The 15,534-nt window shown below is 56.9% G+C and carries 12 protein-coding genes and 1 pseudogene; 4 read left to right on the top strand and 9 right to left on the bottom strand.

Translation table 11 applies throughout. From position 1 onward, the window contains the following. Position 1: 1 nt before the first annotated feature. Positions 2–691, top strand: a complete 690-nt coding sequence (locus tag KB554_RS12590; RefSeq protein WP_211036374.1) for a HEPN domain-containing protein — start codon at positions 2–4, stop codon at positions 689–691. Between the two features lie 26 nt (positions 692–717). After that, positions 718–1,794, top strand: a complete 1,077-nt coding sequence (locus KB554_RS12585; RefSeq protein ID WP_211036372.1) for an HNH endonuclease signature motif containing protein — start codon at positions 718–720, stop codon at positions 1,792–1,794. 288 nt (positions 1,795–2,082) lie between these two features. Here KB554_RS12585 and KB554_RS12580 read toward each other — a convergent pair. Next, positions 2,083–3,054, bottom strand: a pseudogene (locus KB554_RS12580) (virulence protein RhuM/Fic/DOC family protein). Positions 3,055–3,288: 234 nt separating this feature from the next. Between KB554_RS12580 and KB554_RS12575 the strand changes: the two are divergent. Continuing rightward, on the top strand, positions 3,289–6,021 hold the full coding sequence (locus KB554_RS12575; RefSeq protein WP_242116356.1) for an AAA domain-containing protein: 2,733 nt from the start codon (positions 3,289–3,291) through the stop codon (positions 6,019–6,021). Positions 6,022–6,379: 358 nt separating this feature from the next. Here the strand turns inward: KB554_RS12575 and KB554_RS12570 are convergent, their stop codons facing one another. Continuing rightward, positions 6,380–6,685 (bottom strand): hypothetical protein, encoded by a 306-nt coding sequence (locus KB554_RS12570; protein ID WP_211036368.1) that lies wholly within the window; start codon positions 6,683–6,685, stop codon positions 6,380–6,382. Between the two features lie 497 nt (positions 6,686–7,182). Beyond that, positions 7,183–8,541 carry an MATE family efflux transporter gene (locus KB554_RS12565; protein ID WP_141428735.1) on the bottom strand — a complete coding sequence of 453 codons (1,359 nt, stop codon included), beginning with the start codon at positions 8,539–8,541 and terminating at the stop codon, positions 7,183–7,185. 188 nt (positions 8,542–8,729) lie between these two features. Between KB554_RS12565 and KB554_RS12560 the strand changes: the two genes are divergently transcribed. Next, complete coding sequence (locus KB554_RS12560) at positions 8,730–9,317, top strand: DUF308 domain-containing protein (RefSeq protein ID WP_141428734.1); 588 nt, start codon at positions 8,730–8,732, stop codon at positions 9,315–9,317. Positions 9,318–9,486: 169 nt separating this feature from the next. Here KB554_RS12560 and KB554_RS12555 read toward each other — a convergent pair whose 3' ends face one another. The 6 genes from KB554_RS12555 to KB554_RS12530 all read right to left on the bottom strand — a co-directional run bounded on the left by KB554_RS12555 (position 9,487) and on the right by KB554_RS12530 (position 15,410). Beyond that, positions 9,487–9,636 (bottom strand): hypothetical protein, encoded by a 150-nt coding sequence (locus tag KB554_RS12555; protein WP_162852160.1) that lies wholly within the window; start codon positions 9,634–9,636, stop codon positions 9,487–9,489. A 65-nt stretch (positions 9,637–9,701) separates the two neighbouring features. Next, the gene (locus KB554_RS12550) at positions 9,702–10,286 is read right to left on the bottom strand and encodes a sigma-70 family RNA polymerase sigma factor (RefSeq protein WP_141428732.1); all 585 of its coding nucleotides are present in this window, start codon (positions 10,284–10,286) and stop codon (positions 9,702–9,704) included. 230 nt (positions 10,287–10,516) lie between these two features. After that, positions 10,517–11,416 (bottom strand): cation diffusion facilitator family transporter, encoded by a 900-nt coding sequence (locus tag KB554_RS12545; RefSeq protein ID WP_211036415.1) that lies wholly within the window; start codon positions 11,414–11,416, stop codon positions 10,517–10,519. A 123-nt stretch (positions 11,417–11,539) separates the two neighbouring features. Beyond that, positions 11,540–13,024 (bottom strand): proline--tRNA ligase, encoded by a 1,485-nt coding sequence (gene proS / locus KB554_RS12540; protein WP_211036366.1) that lies wholly within the window; start codon positions 13,022–13,024, stop codon positions 11,540–11,542. Between the two features lie 161 nt (positions 13,025–13,185). Continuing rightward, positions 13,186–14,946, bottom strand: coding sequence for an outer membrane protein transport protein (locus KB554_RS12535; protein ID WP_211036365.1), 1,761 nt, complete (start codon positions 14,944–14,946; stop codon positions 13,186–13,188). Between the two features lie 38 nt (positions 14,947–14,984). Beyond that, positions 14,985–15,410, bottom strand: coding sequence for a hypothetical protein (locus tag KB554_RS12530; RefSeq protein WP_211036417.1), 426 nt, complete (start codon positions 15,408–15,410; stop codon positions 14,985–14,987). Positions 15,411–15,534 lie beyond the last annotated feature (124 nt).

Below are 15,534 nucleotides of genomic sequence, written 5' to 3'. Positions count from 1 at the left end.
TATGATAAATACGATTACAACATTTAATGCATGTATCCGTGACATACAGAAGATGCGAGGATTTTATGTCTTTTTAAGCGACCATTATAAAATAACGCCAGAGGACTTATCCGATCTATTACGCTCTGAATTAGTCAATCTGGTGAGTGCTATGGATCGTTTTATTCATGAATTTGTTCGTATTGGCATTATAAATTCATACACGAATAAAACACTTCAAACGAATAAATGCAAATCAATTCCAATAAAGTTCTCGACTTTGAATAAAGTAATTGAATGCCAGTCAAGAAAAACGCCTCCTACATGCAATGAAGAAACTGCAGAATATTGGATAAATAATGAAATCAAGACTATATTAAAATTCATGTCTTTTCAAAAAATAGACAGCATCAAAGATGCATTAAGTTATATCTGGGATCTGGATCATAAGATTCCTGTGATAATGAGCAAAATGCATTATCCGTTCCCGGAATCAACTTCCAATGCAAATCAAAAATTTCTCGAAAAGAAAATAGATCTTATAGTCTCACGGAGAAATCAAATTGTCCATGAAGCGGACTATGATATATCTATCAGTTCCAAACAAACAATAAATATCAATTGGTTAGATGACACCATCTTATTTGTAAAAGAGTTTGTTTATTCAATATATGAGAATATTTCCGGTGATAGCTCATATGAAAAATTGTAATAATTAGTAAGTTATTATCCTCTACTATGGCCATCATCGACGATTTCACCCGCGAGGTAGAGTGTATCTACAAGGATGAACGATACGCAGTCCGCGATAATGGTGCTGTCTTCCGCTATCCGCGTGATGGAAAGCGTCCGCGCAAATACGACAACTTCTGGACATTCGGGAAACCCAATATCGTACATGGCTATATGGAAATCGCATCTGTCCGAATCCATGTCATTGTCGCAACTGCATTCCTCGGCCCCAAGCCCACCAAAGAACACGTTGTTGATCATATCGACACGAATCGTCGGAATAACCGGGTGGAGAATCTCCGTTGGATTACGCGGCTGGAAAATATACTCGACAACCCCATTACGCGGAAAAGAATCATATTGCGCTGCGGCAGCATCGAAGCATTTCTGGCGAATCCTGCTATACTACAGGAAAATGAATTGCCGCCCGATCTCAAATGGATGAGAACCGTAACCAATGCAGAGGCGCAAGTAAGTAAAAACCGATTGCTGGAGTGGGCCGAAAGCGATAAAGAGCCCTCTGGAGGCTCCTTGGGTGCATGGGTTTTCAATCCATCCGAGAAATCCACCGCATATTCCCAGCAACCCCAAGTTTCAACACTCAATCCTCAAGCAGATTTACTTACAGGAGAAGGTCAATTAGGCGTTTGGGGATACAGGCAACCAGGATTCCAAGAACATGACCAATCCAACACGCTTCAAGACGAAGAAGACAGAACCCCTAATCTCGTATTGTCTCTGACTCCCGGAGCTGCTCAGGTCAGAGTGTTTTTTGACGACAAGCCTTGCGAATATCCATGTACTCCACAACATTTCGACGAAAATCCCTTGGCGGCGTATGCAGCCAATCTGACTGACGATACCATTTTTTGGCGCAATCAAAATGGGGATCGTGCATACTCAGTAGCAAAATACGGCTATTCAAGCGATGGAGATTCTTTGATTGTAATGTCTCAAGCCGCCTATGTATGGAAAAAACAAACAGTCGGTGATTCTAAACCCGTTTCAGTAACGCAACTCAGGCCTGACGAGTATAACAAAAACGATTTGCCATGTTCGCTTACCGAAATAACATACGAATAAAAGCTGTTTGTTCATAAGAGAATCGAGACTGGATTCCACTCCAAAGAATATTTGGAAGAGATATTTAATCAATGTATAAAAGAAACTTAATCATTTTAGAAATTGATAAGTACAAGAGTCTGAAGAACTCGTAACCCCTATAATTAATCGTAGTAAAGTACCTCAAATCTCCTTTAAAGAATAGTCATAACCCATATCCGTGAAGCAGCACAAATTGCTATGCGTACCTGATAGACATAGTTTTTGCGGTTCAATATTGGTCATTGGGAAGTGAGAATAAGGGCAAGATTAGTTGTTCTTATTTATCAGATTCACCACCACCTTCGTCATCACATCCTTCTCCTCCGTGCGGCTCTCGGCGATCATCAGCGTCAGGGCGACCAATGTGTTGTTGTCCAAAAGGCGCGAGCCGTCGGAACGGTAGAGGATGCGGTTGTTCTCCAGAAACCACAGGAACAGGAACGCCGCGATGCGTTTGTTACCGTCGCTGAACAAGTGGTTCTAGACTGTCAGGTAGAGCAGATTGGCCGCTTTATCCTCGACGCTTGGACAGCCGAAGGTCTGGTAAATCGCACCCATCGTGCTTTTGAACGACTCGTCTTTCTCGTGGGCGAACAGTTCGCTGCCGCCGAACTTGTCGCGCAACACCTGCAACGCCTCCATCGCATTCTCATAGGTCGCATGAAACGGTTCCTCCGCCGTGGTTGCCGTAACCTCCAACTGCTGATAATCGTAGCGGTCGAGCGTATCGAGGCCGTAGGTGTAGTCCGTAATCACGCGCAGCAGCCCGACCGCCTCGGATTTCGTAACATCCTTTGCAGCCAAAACATTGGAGAGCAGACGGACGGTCTTTTTCAGCTCCTCCAATTGCTCGGCTTTCGCCTGGTTATTGACGGCATACCCCTTTATAAGGTACTCTTTCAGCACCTTGTTCGCCCAAATGCGGAACTGCGTGGCGTTTTTGGAGTTGACACGATAACCTACCGACAGAATCATATCGAGGTTATAATATGGAATCATACGCCGCACTTGCCGTCGCCCCTCATGCTGAACTTGTGCAATTTTTGCACATGTTACGTCCCGCTCCAATTCGGACGACTTATAAATGTTGTTGACATGTCTGACAATAACCGTTCTGTCAACTCCGAACAATTGCGCAATCTGCGCCTGCGTCAGCCACACACTGTCATCCTCCATGCGGACGTCCAGACGGGTCTCGCCGTCAGCTGTCTGATAAATGATAATCTCGCCCCTGTCCATGAAAGCAAAGATACGAATAAACCCGAAAAGTCGATAACCTTTCGCCCTCAACCGATTCGCCCGTCCTTATCAAAAAGGAGCGGGATATTGAAATCTCCACTCCTGAAAGATCCCTGCAATAGCCTAAACAATCCGAGAAAAGCAAATTTCAGCCCAGGTTATGTCATATCGTAAAAACTTCGTATTTTTATAAGGAATTTTACTGCAACCAGGATGTTAGACCCTCGGAAAAATATGATTGTCATTGACGGAGAGATTAAAACCTCTTCCGTCGAGCGTTGTTGGAATACCTCCAATCCTCATCGGTGCAACATTAAATTCAACAACTCTTCCAAAACCTATTCCTACTCTCCGAACAAAGTCTTGTTGCTGGAAAATCCCGTGCTATTCGACCCACAACACTGTCGGCTGCTGCACAAAGGCAAACAGCTCGGTCCGATAGCCTACATAGCCGCCTTTCAGCAGGGATCGCGGAAATTCTGGTACATCGAATACACCGACGGAAAAAGCGCCGGCTACAAAGGCTCAGAAATCGAACTTATTCGGTCCTGTCTGGAGGACTCCTCCATCCAAAATATCTTCGAATATCTGCGGGATGTGGCAGCCATCAATCCGCTGAAAGCCAACGACGGCACACGATTGCTTCTGGCTCAATATCAGAAAATCGAGTTTATTCCGGACGATTCGGCGGCAGCTTGTTACCTGAATCCCAGAAAATTCCCGCTCCAACACGCCTCCGCCCCACCGCTTTTCTACCCTTTCGGCTGCAATGCCAGCCAGCAAAAGGCTGTCCAGGCCGCCTTCGAGCATCAGGTCAGCATTATCCAGGGCCCCCCGGGAACAGGCAAGACGCAAACGATTCTCAACATCGTGGCCAACATCATCGCTCAAGGGCAGACGGTATTGATCGTCTCGAACAACAATTCGGCCATCGAAAACATAGTCGAAAAGTTGGACAAACACGACATGGGATTCATCGCCGCTTTGCTGGGAAGCAGTGATAACAAATCAGCATTCATTGAAACGCAGGCCATTGAAAAGGCTATTCCCGCCCAGATCGATTCATGGTATTCGGCCGAGGCAGACTCTCCCGAATTTCTGAAGACGATTCAGGCGCAAGCCGCTTCCATGCAGGAAATATTCGCCTGGCAGGAACGATTGGCACTGGCCCGGCAGGAACTGACAGCCCTCAAAACAGAGCAGACACATTTCGAACAGGAAACGACCTCCGATCCGACGGTAACGCTCCGCCGAAAACTCTCGTCGGCAAGGCTACTGACGCTATGGAACGAATTGCAGACGGCAGTCGAGAAGCCGGAAACGCGCGGGCTTTTCGCAAAATGGCTGGAGGCCATCCGGTGGTTTCTTCTCAAACGGAAAGTCGCACGATTGTTCAACGGTATCCGTCCCGATCCGCAACGACAGGATTTGTATGAACTGATTCCTGCCATCCAGCGCGATTTCTACCATATAAAGCACGAGGAGCTGTCCAATGAAATCGAACAGCTGCAGAAAGTACTTGCCGCTACCGATGCCCGACAGGCGATGGCACGGTTGAGCGACGATTCGATGCGTTACCTTCGGAATCTGCTCCGCCACAGATTCGGCAGGGGGCACGAGCGTCCGGTCTTCCAACGATTCACCGCCGGTTTCGTCAAGGAATATCCCGTCATCCTGAGTACGGCCTTCTCCTCGCGCTCGAATCTACGAGCGAACGCGCTATTCGATTACGTGATTATGGACGAAGCGTCGCAAGTTTCGTCTGATACGGGAGCATTGGCGCTTATGTGCGCCCGAAATGCGGTGATCGTCGGCGATTCGAAGCAATTGCCCAACGTCATCACCGATGCGGACCAGCTCCGATTACAGGCCATCGGAGCGAAGCATGCAATCGATGCCCGCTACGATTGTGCCGGTGTGAATTTCCTGGAATCGGTCTGCCGGGTTCTTCCCGACGCTCCGCAGACATTGCTGCGCGAACACTATCGGTGTCATCCGAAAATCATCGATTTCTGCAACCGGAAGTTCTATGGCGGGCAACTCGTCATCATGACCGAGGATCGGGGCGAAGCCGATGTGATCTCCGCCTGGCGGACAGTCCCGGGCGACCACGCACGCAGTCGGTTCAATCAGCGGGAAATCGAGGTCATAACCCGCGAGGTGATGCCGAAACTCCCTTACGACAACGCTGAAATCGGCATCATCACGCCCTACAACGAGCAGGTTGCCGCACTCTCCGGGCAATTGGACCGAACAATCGACGTAGCGACGGTACACAAATTCCAGGGACGCGAGAAAGAGGCCATCGTAATGTCCACCGTAGACGATACGATCCGGGCATTCGTGGACGATCCCAACCTGCTGAATGTAGCCGTTTCGCGTGCCAAGCGCAAGTTTTGTCTGGTCGTTTCCGGAAACGAACAAACCGAAAGCCGCCATATCCCCGATTTGATCGCCTATATCGCATACAACAACTGCACGATAACGGAGAGCAAGATCTGTTCGGTTTTCGATCTGCTCTACGGGCAGTATGCCAAAGCCCGACAGACATTTCTTAAAAAGCATCGCAGAATTTCGGAATTCGACTCCGAAAATCTGACCTTCGCCCTGCTGGAAAAGATTCTGGCCGGGGATTCCGAATTCTGTCACCTGGGAATTGTCTGTCACCAACCCTTGCGGCAGCTCATCCGCGACTGGTCGCTGCTCGATGAAGACGAACGGCGCTATGCCTCCAACAGAGCCACACACCTCGACTTTCTGATTTACAACCGGGTGAGCAAACAACCCGTACTGGCAATCGAAACCGACGGATACGGATTTCACAAGCAAGGTACCCGACAATCCGAACGCGACGAAAAGAAGAACCGCATCCTGGCTAAATACGGACTTCCGATGCTGCGGCTCCCGACCATCGGCACCGACGAGGAGACGAAAATTCGAGCGCGGTTACATGAGATACAAGCATAGGGAAAATCGGAGGGGGGGGGTATTCTTACAAATTGCCTTCCCTTCTAATCCATCCTCATCCCAAAATCTTCCCGCATTTGGATTTCTCACCCGAAATTCCTATCTTTGTATTGTCATGCAAGGAGATACGGCGGCAATGCAGGCGAAACGGGCAAGCGGGCGCAAGACCGTGCAAAACAGCGGTAGGCGATGCGGGGACAGGAGTCGAAAAACCGTCGCAATTCATTGATATACATCGGGCTTTCCTCTGTGCGAATGCACCTTTATCCGCACTTTAGGAGTCTTTGCAATCAAGTGAGTAATTTACGACCTGTTCGGTGGATCGTTTTAACCTTCCCGAACGCGAAGGACACTGCGCCTACGGCAAATTCTTCGCACGCAAGGCGGGGTTCGTCAGCCGCGAGTGGCTGCCCGATCTTGCGAACTGCCGCCGTTCCCGGCCGCTGGCTCCGAACGAGGATGCGGCAGCCCTCGACGACGTGGTGTTGCAGACCATCCTGGCCGAAGGAACGGCCACCGTCAGGGAGCTGCGCCGGATGCTGGGATTCGCCCGAGGACGCGGAAAACGCGCGGCGGCCGACCCGGCGTCGGAAGTCGCGGAAGAGGGGAAAATCCCGCTCGACCCGATTCTGACGCGGTTGCAGATGGAAATGCGGCTGGTCATCGCCGATTTCGAGTACAGCATCGACCGGCACGGCAACCGCTACGGCTGGGGCATCGCACGATACACGATACACGACACCCGAAACGCTGTACGGTCCGCTCCGCACAGAGCGCACGCCCGCCGAATCGTTCGAGCGCATCTGCGAACACCTCCGCCGTCTTTTTCCCGATGCTGCGGAAGACAGCCTGCTGAAAACCATCGTCGATTTCCGGGCGGTGTAACTCCGCAGCCATATCACGGAGCACCCCGTCCCGTGAGGGGCTCCGCCGCACCGCGTCTTCGGGCATACGTATTTCCCGCAGGGCGGACGCGCACGGGTGCGCACCGCCTCATTCCGGCCGCATCCTGCATCCTCCCCGCCACGTGGAGCCACCGGACAGAAGGCGGACCCGGAACCGACCGGAAACGGCGCCTTACCGCAACGGGCAGGCCGCGACCCGGAACCCGCGCAGGAAACGGGATACGGTCCGGGAAAGAACGGAGGGCAGGATGCGCCCCTACCCGAGAGGCTGCCGCTTCATCCTGAGCAGGCGGCGATAGACGAAGGCGAACGCCGGGATGAGAAACAGATCGGCGAAGACCCAGGCCGTCGAGTCGCCGAAGCAGACGGCGATATACCCGAAGGCCGGCACGGCGAAGAGGCTGACGAGAATCCGCGCGATCATCTCCGACACGCCCGAAAGCATCGCCAGATTCGTGAAGCCGACGCCCTGAATGGTGTAACGCAGGATGCAGAGCAGTCCCAGCACAGGGAAAAACGAAACGGAAACGTGCAGAAACAGCGCCGTATCCTCCAGAATCTCGGTCTCGGAGCCATCGACGAACAGCCGGGCCAGCGGCTGCGCGCACGTCATCAGCACGCAGAAGGTGAACACCCAGTAAATCGTCATCATCAGCGAACTGGCCTTCACGCCCTGCCAGACCCGCTCGGGTTTCCCTGCGCCGTAATTCTGTCCGCCGTAGGTCGCCATGGCGATCCCGAGGCTTTCGAACGGACACATGAAGAACATCTTGATCCGCACGGCCGCCGTGAACGCCGCCACGCAGGCCGTGCCCAGCGCATTGTTGGCGCTCTGGAGCATGATGCTTCCGACGGCCGTGATCGAGAACTGCAACCCCATCGGCACGCCGATCGAAAGCAGCCTGCGGGCCAGCTTGCCGCTGAACCTCCGTTCCGAAGCATCGCCCCGGAGCACCTCGAAACGCCGCATCATATAACGGTAGCAGAGTGCGGCCGACACCCCCTGCGAGAAGACCGTCGCTATGGCGGCTCCCGCGACGCCCCACCCGAGCACCAGAATGCAGAAGAGGTCGAGCACGATATTGAGCACGGTCGAAAAGAGCAGGAACCAGAACGGCGTCCGGCTGTCGCCCAGCGCACGGATCACGCAGGCCAGCAGGTTGTAGTAGAACGTGCAGGGAATGCCGAGGAAGGTGACGAGCAGGTAGGCATAGGCCCCCGGAAAGATATTCCCGGGCGTCTGCATGATCCGCAGAATATCCCCGCACCAGAAGCTCGTCACCGCTGCGACAGCCACCGACATGACGGCCGCCAGGCGCAGGCTGACGAAGACGTAGCGGCGCATCTCGCCGTAGTCCCGCGCCCCGAACTTCTGAGCCACGGGGATTCCGAATCCGCCGCAACAGCCGTTGCAGAACCCGAGGATGAGAAACACGACCGAGGTGCTGGCTCCGACCGACGCCAGGGCGTCGATCCCCAGAAACCGCCCCACGATCACGGCATCGACCAGCGAATAGGTCTGCTGCAGGAGGTTGCCCATAAGCAGGGGCAGCGTAAAGTTGAGAATCAGCGGCAGCGGCCGTCCCGACGTCAGTTCCTTCGTCAATGTCGCCATAAGTCCATGCACACGATAACGCGGCAAAGATAACGCAATTCGCGGTTCCCGGTGCACGCGGCATGCAAATTTCAGGCGGACGCCCGCTTTCCGGCCGCGCTCCCGTGCCGTACACGCGACGCCGGCAGCGGACCGTCCGGACCGCTGGCACGCAAATTGTCCGGTAACGGGAAAATACTTATTTCATTATGGACAGACTATCTTTACTGCTCGAAAATTCGAAACGCGCCATCCGCTACTGGTGGCTGCTGCTGCTCGTCGGCGTCATTCTGATCGTCGCCGGCATATCCGTCTTCCTCTATCCCGTGCAGAGCTACCTGGGACTGTCGGTGCTCTTCGGCTGGCTGATGCTCGTCTCCGGCGTACTCGAAGCCGTGCTGGCCTCCTCCAACCGGCATTTCGTCACGGGCCGCGGGTGGATGCTCGTCGGCGGCATCATCGAGATCATCCTGGGTATCATACTGATATTCAATGTTTCCCTATCGGCCGTCGCCCTGCCGATCATTCTCGGATTCTGGCTGCTGCTGCGCGGTTTCGGGACGATCGGACTCGGCGGCGACATGACCGCCGTAGGTGTTCCGGGCGCGGGCTGGACCGTCTTCACGGGCATTCTGCTCCTGCTGTGCTCGTTGTGGATCCTGCTGCAACCGCTCGTCTTCGGCACGACCGCCGTGCTGGTCTGGGTCAGCATCTCGCTGCTCTTCGCCGGGGCCGCCGCCTGCTCCATGGCGCTCCAGTTGCGCACCGCGCACCGGTGCATGGAGGGAAAATGCTGAAACGGCCCCTTTGCGGGACGAGTCCGCAGTCACGGAAGGATTCTCCGGATCCGCCCGCAACGCCGCCCGTCCCCCGGGAATCCGCAGACGCCGCCCGGCGGCGCGAACGGTCCGAAGACAAAAAAACAGAGGGAGCCTCCCGGCTCCCTCCCCCATCAAAAATTAACCCTTAAAAATTATCCCCTTTTCGGAAGACCTCCGAGAGGTAATGATGCAGGTAAAACAGATCCGCATCACCCTGTATCACCTCCCGCTTGATCAGATCCTCGTCCTCGGAGATGCCGTTGTCAGAGACTTCGTTCTTGTCAATATCCTCCATAGGCCAGTCGTTTTACGTTTTTTACGCATATATAACGCCCCCCGCGAAGGAATATTGTGCCTGCGTCAGCTCAAAACCAGATTTTTTTCCTTTATCATCCGCCGCAGGTTGATGAGCGCATAGCGCATCCGGCCCAGCGCCGTATTGATGCTCACCTCGGTCTGCTCGGCGATATCCTTGAAGCTCAGCCCCGAGAAGTAGCGCAGCATCACCACCTCGCGCTGTTCGGCGGGCAGCAGCTCGACCAGCGCGCGCACGTCGCGCTCGATCTGGTCGCTAACCATCGAGTCCTCGACCGTGCGCTCGGCGAACCGCAGCGTCCCGAGCACATCGTAGCCGGCCTCCGATTCGGTGACCGCCTTGCTCTGCCGCTGTGCCCGGAAGTGGTCGATCACCTGGTTGTGGGCGATGCGCAGAATCCACGAGAGGAACTTGCCGTTATCGGTATAACGGCCCTCGTCGATCACGCGGACGGCTTTGATGAAAGTTTCCTGAAAAATATCCTCGGCGACATCGCGGTCCTTGACCATCATGTTGATATAGTCGCGCACACGGCGGCTGTGTCGCTCGATAAGCCTCGATATGGCGTTCCGGTCACCCGAAAGGTAGTTATTAAGCAATACCTGGTCACTTAATACTTGCACGTTCATACTCTTTTCTCCCAATAATAGTTACAAAGAGTAGAATTCTTTTCCGATAGGCAATCCTTTTTAATTCAACGTCCCGGCTCTCCGGACGAAGCGTTTCCCGGGGATTTTACGATCGCAAGGTAAACACTTTTCTCCGAAATTCCAAATTTTTCTACTCTGCCGGAACCTTTCCGGACATTCGTCGTGCTTTCCTTTGCAAATACCATGCCGGATCGGATCGTTTCACCCTCCTATCCGACCGGTTCGACGTGCACGGCGATCATCGTCCCTTCGCCGAACCGCTCACGCAGGCGGCGTTCGATCTCCTCGGTCAGCGCATGGGACTGCCGCACCGTCATGTCGCCGTCCACCCGCACATGGACCTCGACGGCGATCGAGGCTCCGATCCGGCGCGTGCGCAGGTTGTGCGGCTCGCGCACGGCGGGATCGGCCGTCACGATGCGCAGGATCTCCTCCTCCGTCTCGGGCGGCAGCGACCGCTCCATCAGCTCCCCCAGCCCCGAACGGATCAGTCCGAAGGCGATCCGGAAGATGAACGCCGCGACGACGAGCGCGGCGATCGGATCGGCGATGCGCCACCCCTCGCCCAGAAAATAGGCGCAGCCGATGCCGGCGAGCGTACCGAGCGACGAGAGCGCGTCGCTGCGGTGATGCCAGGCGTTCGCCACGACGCTCGGGCTGCCGATGCGCCGCCCCGCACGGACCGTATAGCGGTAGAGTATCTCCTTGACGACGACCGACACCCCGGCGGCGACCAGCGCGACGGCCCCCGGCCGCGGCAGCACGACGCCCTCCGCCACCGCACGGATCGACCGCACGGCCGACAGCAGGATCCCCGCGCCCACGGCCGCCAGCGCCAGACTGATGAGCAGCGTGGCGAGCGTCTCGTACTTGCCGTGGCCGTAGTCGTGCCCCGCATCGCGGGGTTTGGCCGAAATCCGCGCGAAGGCGATCACCACCACGTCGGTGGCCAGGTCCGAAAACGAGTGCACGGCGTCGGCGGTCATGGCGGCGCTCCGCCCGACGATGCCCGCGGCGAGCTTGGCCGCCGACAGCAGCAGATTGACCGCCAGTCCGACGAAGGTCACCCGGTAGATTTCGCGTTTCCGCCTCTCGGCACGAGGCTGCATGTCCGGTTTCATAACATAACGGGAATAACGATTGCCCGGAGCCCGCGGCGGGACGCTCCGGAATATCCGACGAAACGTCCGGACGCGGAAAAGGCGTCCGGACGTTTCAAGCCTTCCGGCGGATCAATAGCTCCGCGCGAAGAGCACGCGGCGGTGCGAGGGTTTCCCGGAGAAGACGCACACGCCCTCCTCGTCGGGAGCGTCCACGGGAATGCAGCGGATCGTGGCCTTCGTGGCCTCCTTGATCGCCACCTCGGTCTCCGCCGTGCCGTCCCAATGGGCCGAGACGAAGCCGCCCTTCTCGTCGAGCACGCGCTTGAACTCCTCCCACGTATCGACCCGCGTAATCATCGAATCGCGGTAGGCCAGCGCCTTCCGGTAGATATTCGCCTGGATTTCGGCCATCAGCGCCTCGATCCGGCCGGCCAGTCCCTCCTGCGGCACGGTCTCCTTCTCGAGCGTGTCGCGGCGGACCAGCTCGATCGTACCGTTCTCCATGTCGCGGGGGCCCATCGCCAGCCGCACGGGCACGCCCTTGAGCTCGTACTCGGCGAACTTGAAGCCCGAGCGGACGTTGTCGCGGTCGTCGATCTTCACGCTGATCCCCTTCGCCTTCAGCTCCGCGGCGATCGCATCGAAGCGGACGCGTATCTCCGCCAACTGATCCGCGCCCTTGTAAATCGGGATCATCACCACCTGAATCGGCGCCAGCTTCGGCGGCAGCACCAGTCCGTTGTTGTCCGAATGAGCCATGATGAGCGCGCCCATCAGGCGGGTCGAGACGCCCCACGAAGTGGCCCACACGTATTCGAGCTTGCCCTCCTTATTGACATACTGCACGTCGAACGCCCTGGCGAAGTTCTGCCCCAGAAAATGCGACGTACCGCTCTGCAACGCCTTGCCGTCCTGCATCAGCGCCTCGATCGTGAGCGTGTCCTCCGCTCCGGCGAAGCGCTCGTTGGGCGACTTGTGGCCCACGACCACCGGCAGCGACATCCATTCCTCGGCGAAGCGCCGATAGACGTGGATCATCTTCGTGGCCTCCTCCACGGCCTCCTCGCGCGTGGCGTGCGCCGTATGGCCCTCCTGCCAGAGGAACTCGGCCGTGCGCAGGAACAGGCGCGTGCGCATCTCCCACCGCACGACGTTGGCCCACTGGTTGCAGAGGATGGGCAGGTCGCGGTAGGACTGGATCCAGTTCTTGTACGTATTCCAGATGATCGTCTCCGACGTCGGCCGCACGATCAGCTCCTCCTCGAGCTTCGCATCGGGGTCCACGACGACCCCCTTGCCCTCGGGATCGTTCTTCAGACGGTAGTGCGTCACCACGGCGCACTCCTTGGCGAAGCCCTCGACGTGGTGCGCCTCCTTCGAGAAGAAGGACTTGGGAATGAAGAGCGGGAAGTAGGCGTTCTGGTGTCCCGTCTCCTTGAACATCTTGTCCAGCGCATCGTGCATCTTCTCCCAGATGGCGTAGCCGTAGGGTTTGATGACCATGCAACCGCGGACGGCGGAGTTTTCCGCCAGCCCGGCTTTCACCACCAGGTCGTTGTACCACTGCGAGTAGTTCTCGTCCGACTTGGTGAGGTCTTTGAGCTCCTTTGCCATAACTATTTCGTTTCTGCGTTTGTTCCGGACTGCAAATATAGTAAAAAAATCGGACGATTTCCACGCCGGCCGTCTCCGCCGCCGATCGCAGACCGCCCTCCGAAACGAAGGTCCGCCCTCAGCGGACGGACCCCCGGCAGCGGAACCCTGCGTTTCCCGCCTCAGAACCTGAAACCGAGCGTCAGCGCCACGTTGTGACGCGTGAAGTCGGTGGTATAGACCTCGCTCTGGTAAATCTCCGTCTTCGCCTCATCGTCCGCATACCGGTTCCCGTAGAAGAGCATGTAGGGCGTCGTCGTGTCCTTCACGTAGCAGTAGGCCACGTCGAGGTAAACCGACCGCGAGAGCGAGAAACCCAGACCGGCCGTGTAGTAGGTCGTCTCGGCGACCGCCGGAGAGGAGAGGATCGTCCGCTCGTCGCGCAGCATCGAACCGTTGTATCCGAATCCTGCGCGCACGGAGAGCATCGGCAGCGGCCGCACCTCCACGCCGGCGCGCACGGTGTTCGACCCCTTGAAATAATACTTCATGTCCTGCTTGAAGTCCGACGCCGCGGGCCCGTAAGCCAGATAGGGCATGTTCTTCACGCGGATGCCGTTGTACCAGTCCCGCTCGTAATCGACCGACACGATCGCCACGTCGCCGAACGTGTAGGAGGCGCCGAACATCAGGCGCGAAGGCGAGACGAACTCCCAGCCCGAGTCGCCCGAGTCCTCCAGAATGTCCGAAGCGGTGTCCGACGTGTAGTCGTGCGGACGCGGATCGGTCTCGGACGTGGCGCCGATCGAGGCGGTGGACATCGACATCCCGTAGCGCCTGTCGAGCGAATAGAACGTCGGCGTATGGAACGCCATGCCCAGCCGCAGATTCGGAACCGGACTGTAAACGACGCCGAGTTTGAAATTGACGCCCGCGCCCTCCACGGTCGCCGTCTGCGTCATTCCCATCGACTGCATGACATTCGCAAGCGGATTGCCGTTGCGATCGACCGCATACTCGCCGCCCTGGTCGAGGTTGTAACCGTTGCCGCCGCCGTAGTTATACCCCTCCCCGTAATAGATGCTCTTCTTCTGGTAGATGCTCTGTATTCCGAGCGTGAAGCCGAAATAGAGCTTGTTGTTCAGATTGGCGCCCATCGAGATATCGAACTCGCCGGCCGATCCGATGCTCCGCACCGAAGCGCCGCCGTTCACCGTGGCGTTATCGCCGATCTCGCCGGGATACCACAGCTTGTCGGTCCGGTCGTAATCCACCAGATAGGTCTTGTAGGCTCCCACGGCAGGCCAGAAGAAGGGGTCGATCCGCCAGTCGGTGGCCGTCCAGCCGTCCCGCTTCATGGCGATCGTGCCGTTGTCGTCCACATAGGCGCCGCCCGCCTCGAGCTGCACGGCGAAGGCGTCGGCGATGGAGGAGGTCCGGTTGCTGCCTGCGAACTCGAACGAATAGCTGTAATTGTAGTCGGCCAGCCGGTTGTAGCCGACGCCGAAATTCACGCTCAGCAGCCGCCCGGTCCCCTCGTACACGTTGAAGACCCCGCCGATATTGCCCAAGGCGAAGCGGTTCTTTCCGTTGCTCCGGAAAGGCATGGCCCCCGAGGGAGTCAGACCCGCGGGCGTTTCGGCCCGCGAAAAGGTCATCATCGGCGTTACGGCGATTTCGCCGCGGTTATACATGCCCAGGCCGGCCGGATTGATGACCATCGAAGCCTGGTCGGCCCCCAGCGACGTGAACGCGCCGCCCATGGCCATCGACCGCGCCGTGCCGAAATTGAAACTCTGCTGCGAAAGCGAGAACAGATCGGCAGTGGACAGGGCGTCGGCGCTCATCGCCAGTCCGCCGAACTCGTATTGGGGGGGGGTCTGCGCCGCGAGCTTCCCGCAGAGCAGGAGCGCGGCGCCGGCCGTCAGAATCGAACGTTTCATAATGCTCGTGTTTTCGTTTGACAATCAAAGCGGACACCCTATCGGCCGCGCGAACTCGAACCCGTCGAGCCGCCGCTGCGCGAACCGCCGCCCGAAAATCCGCCTCCGCCGCCGAAGGAGCCGCCGCGGCTGCCGCCGAAACTGCCGCTCGACGGGGCGCGCCGGTTACCCGTGCGGTCGCTGCTCGAGGAGCCGCTCCGCCAGTCGAAGGGATTGTCGCTCCGGTCGTTCCGGCCGACCGTCCCGCGGGACGAATTGCCGCGGCCGCCGCGGTTACCGCCCTGATAGACCCCCGACTGCCACGTGCGGCCGCCGCCCGAGCCCCGGTTGATATTCGACCCCGAACCGCCTCCGAACGTCTGCGAACGGGGCGGACGACTCGGACGATGCACGATATTGGGACGGTTCGGATCGTAATGGTGGACCGGTCCCCAGCCGGGCCCCCAGCCCTGCCTCTTATACACACCTGACGCTGCCGACGATATGCAGCGGGGGGGCAGTTGTGGGGTCCAGTTGATATCAAAATATCATATACCCATCTGCCACGTACTCGTAATTAGAATCCCACCGTCTCTATCGCCGCCCACA

The sequence above is a fragment of the Alistipes sp. Marseille-P2263 genome, assembly GCF_018101075.1.
Classification (GTDB): domain Bacteria; phylum Bacteroidota; class Bacteroidia; order Bacteroidales; family Rikenellaceae; genus Alistipes; species Alistipes dispar.
This window is presented reverse-complemented; position numbering and strand designations above follow the sequence as displayed.

Bases quoted from the DNA above. Each gene is read 5' to 3' on its own strand.
- KB554_RS12590 (WP_211036374.1), top strand. From the start codon at position 2: ATGATAAATACGATTACAACATTTAATGCATGTATCCGTGACATACAG.
- KB554_RS12585 (WP_211036372.1), top strand. From the start codon at position 718: ATGGCCATCATCGACGATTTCACCCGCGAGGTAGAGTGTATCTACAAG.
- KB554_RS12575 (WP_242116356.1), top strand. From the start codon at position 3,289: ATGATTGTCATTGACGGAGAGATTAAAACCTCTTCCGTCGAGCGTTGT.
- KB554_RS12570 (WP_211036368.1), bottom strand. From the start codon at position 6,685: ATGACCAGCCGCATTTCCATCTGCAACCGCGTCAGAATCGGGTCGAGC.
- KB554_RS12565 (WP_141428735.1), bottom strand. From the start codon at position 8,541: ATGGCGACATTGACGAAGGAACTGACGTCGGGACGGCCGCTGCCGCTG.
- KB554_RS12560 (WP_141428734.1), top strand. From the start codon at position 8,730: ATGGACAGACTATCTTTACTGCTCGAAAATTCGAAACGCGCCATCCGC.
- KB554_RS12555 (WP_162852160.1), bottom strand. From the start codon at position 9,636: ATGGAGGATATTGACAAGAACGAAGTCTCTGACAACGGCATCTCCGAG.
- KB554_RS12550 (WP_141428732.1), bottom strand. From the start codon at position 10,286: ATGAACGTGCAAGTATTAAGTGACCAGGTATTGCTTAATAACTACCTT.
- KB554_RS12545 (WP_211036415.1), bottom strand. From the start codon at position 11,416: ATGCAGCCTCGTGCCGAGAGGCGGAAACGCGAAATCTACCGGGTGACC.
- proS (WP_211036366.1), bottom strand. From the start codon at position 13,024: ATGGCAAAGGAGCTCAAAGACCTCACCAAGTCGGACGAGAACTACTCG.
- KB554_RS12535 (WP_211036365.1), bottom strand. From the start codon at position 14,946: ATGAAACGTTCGATTCTGACGGCCGGCGCCGCGCTCCTGCTCTGCGGG.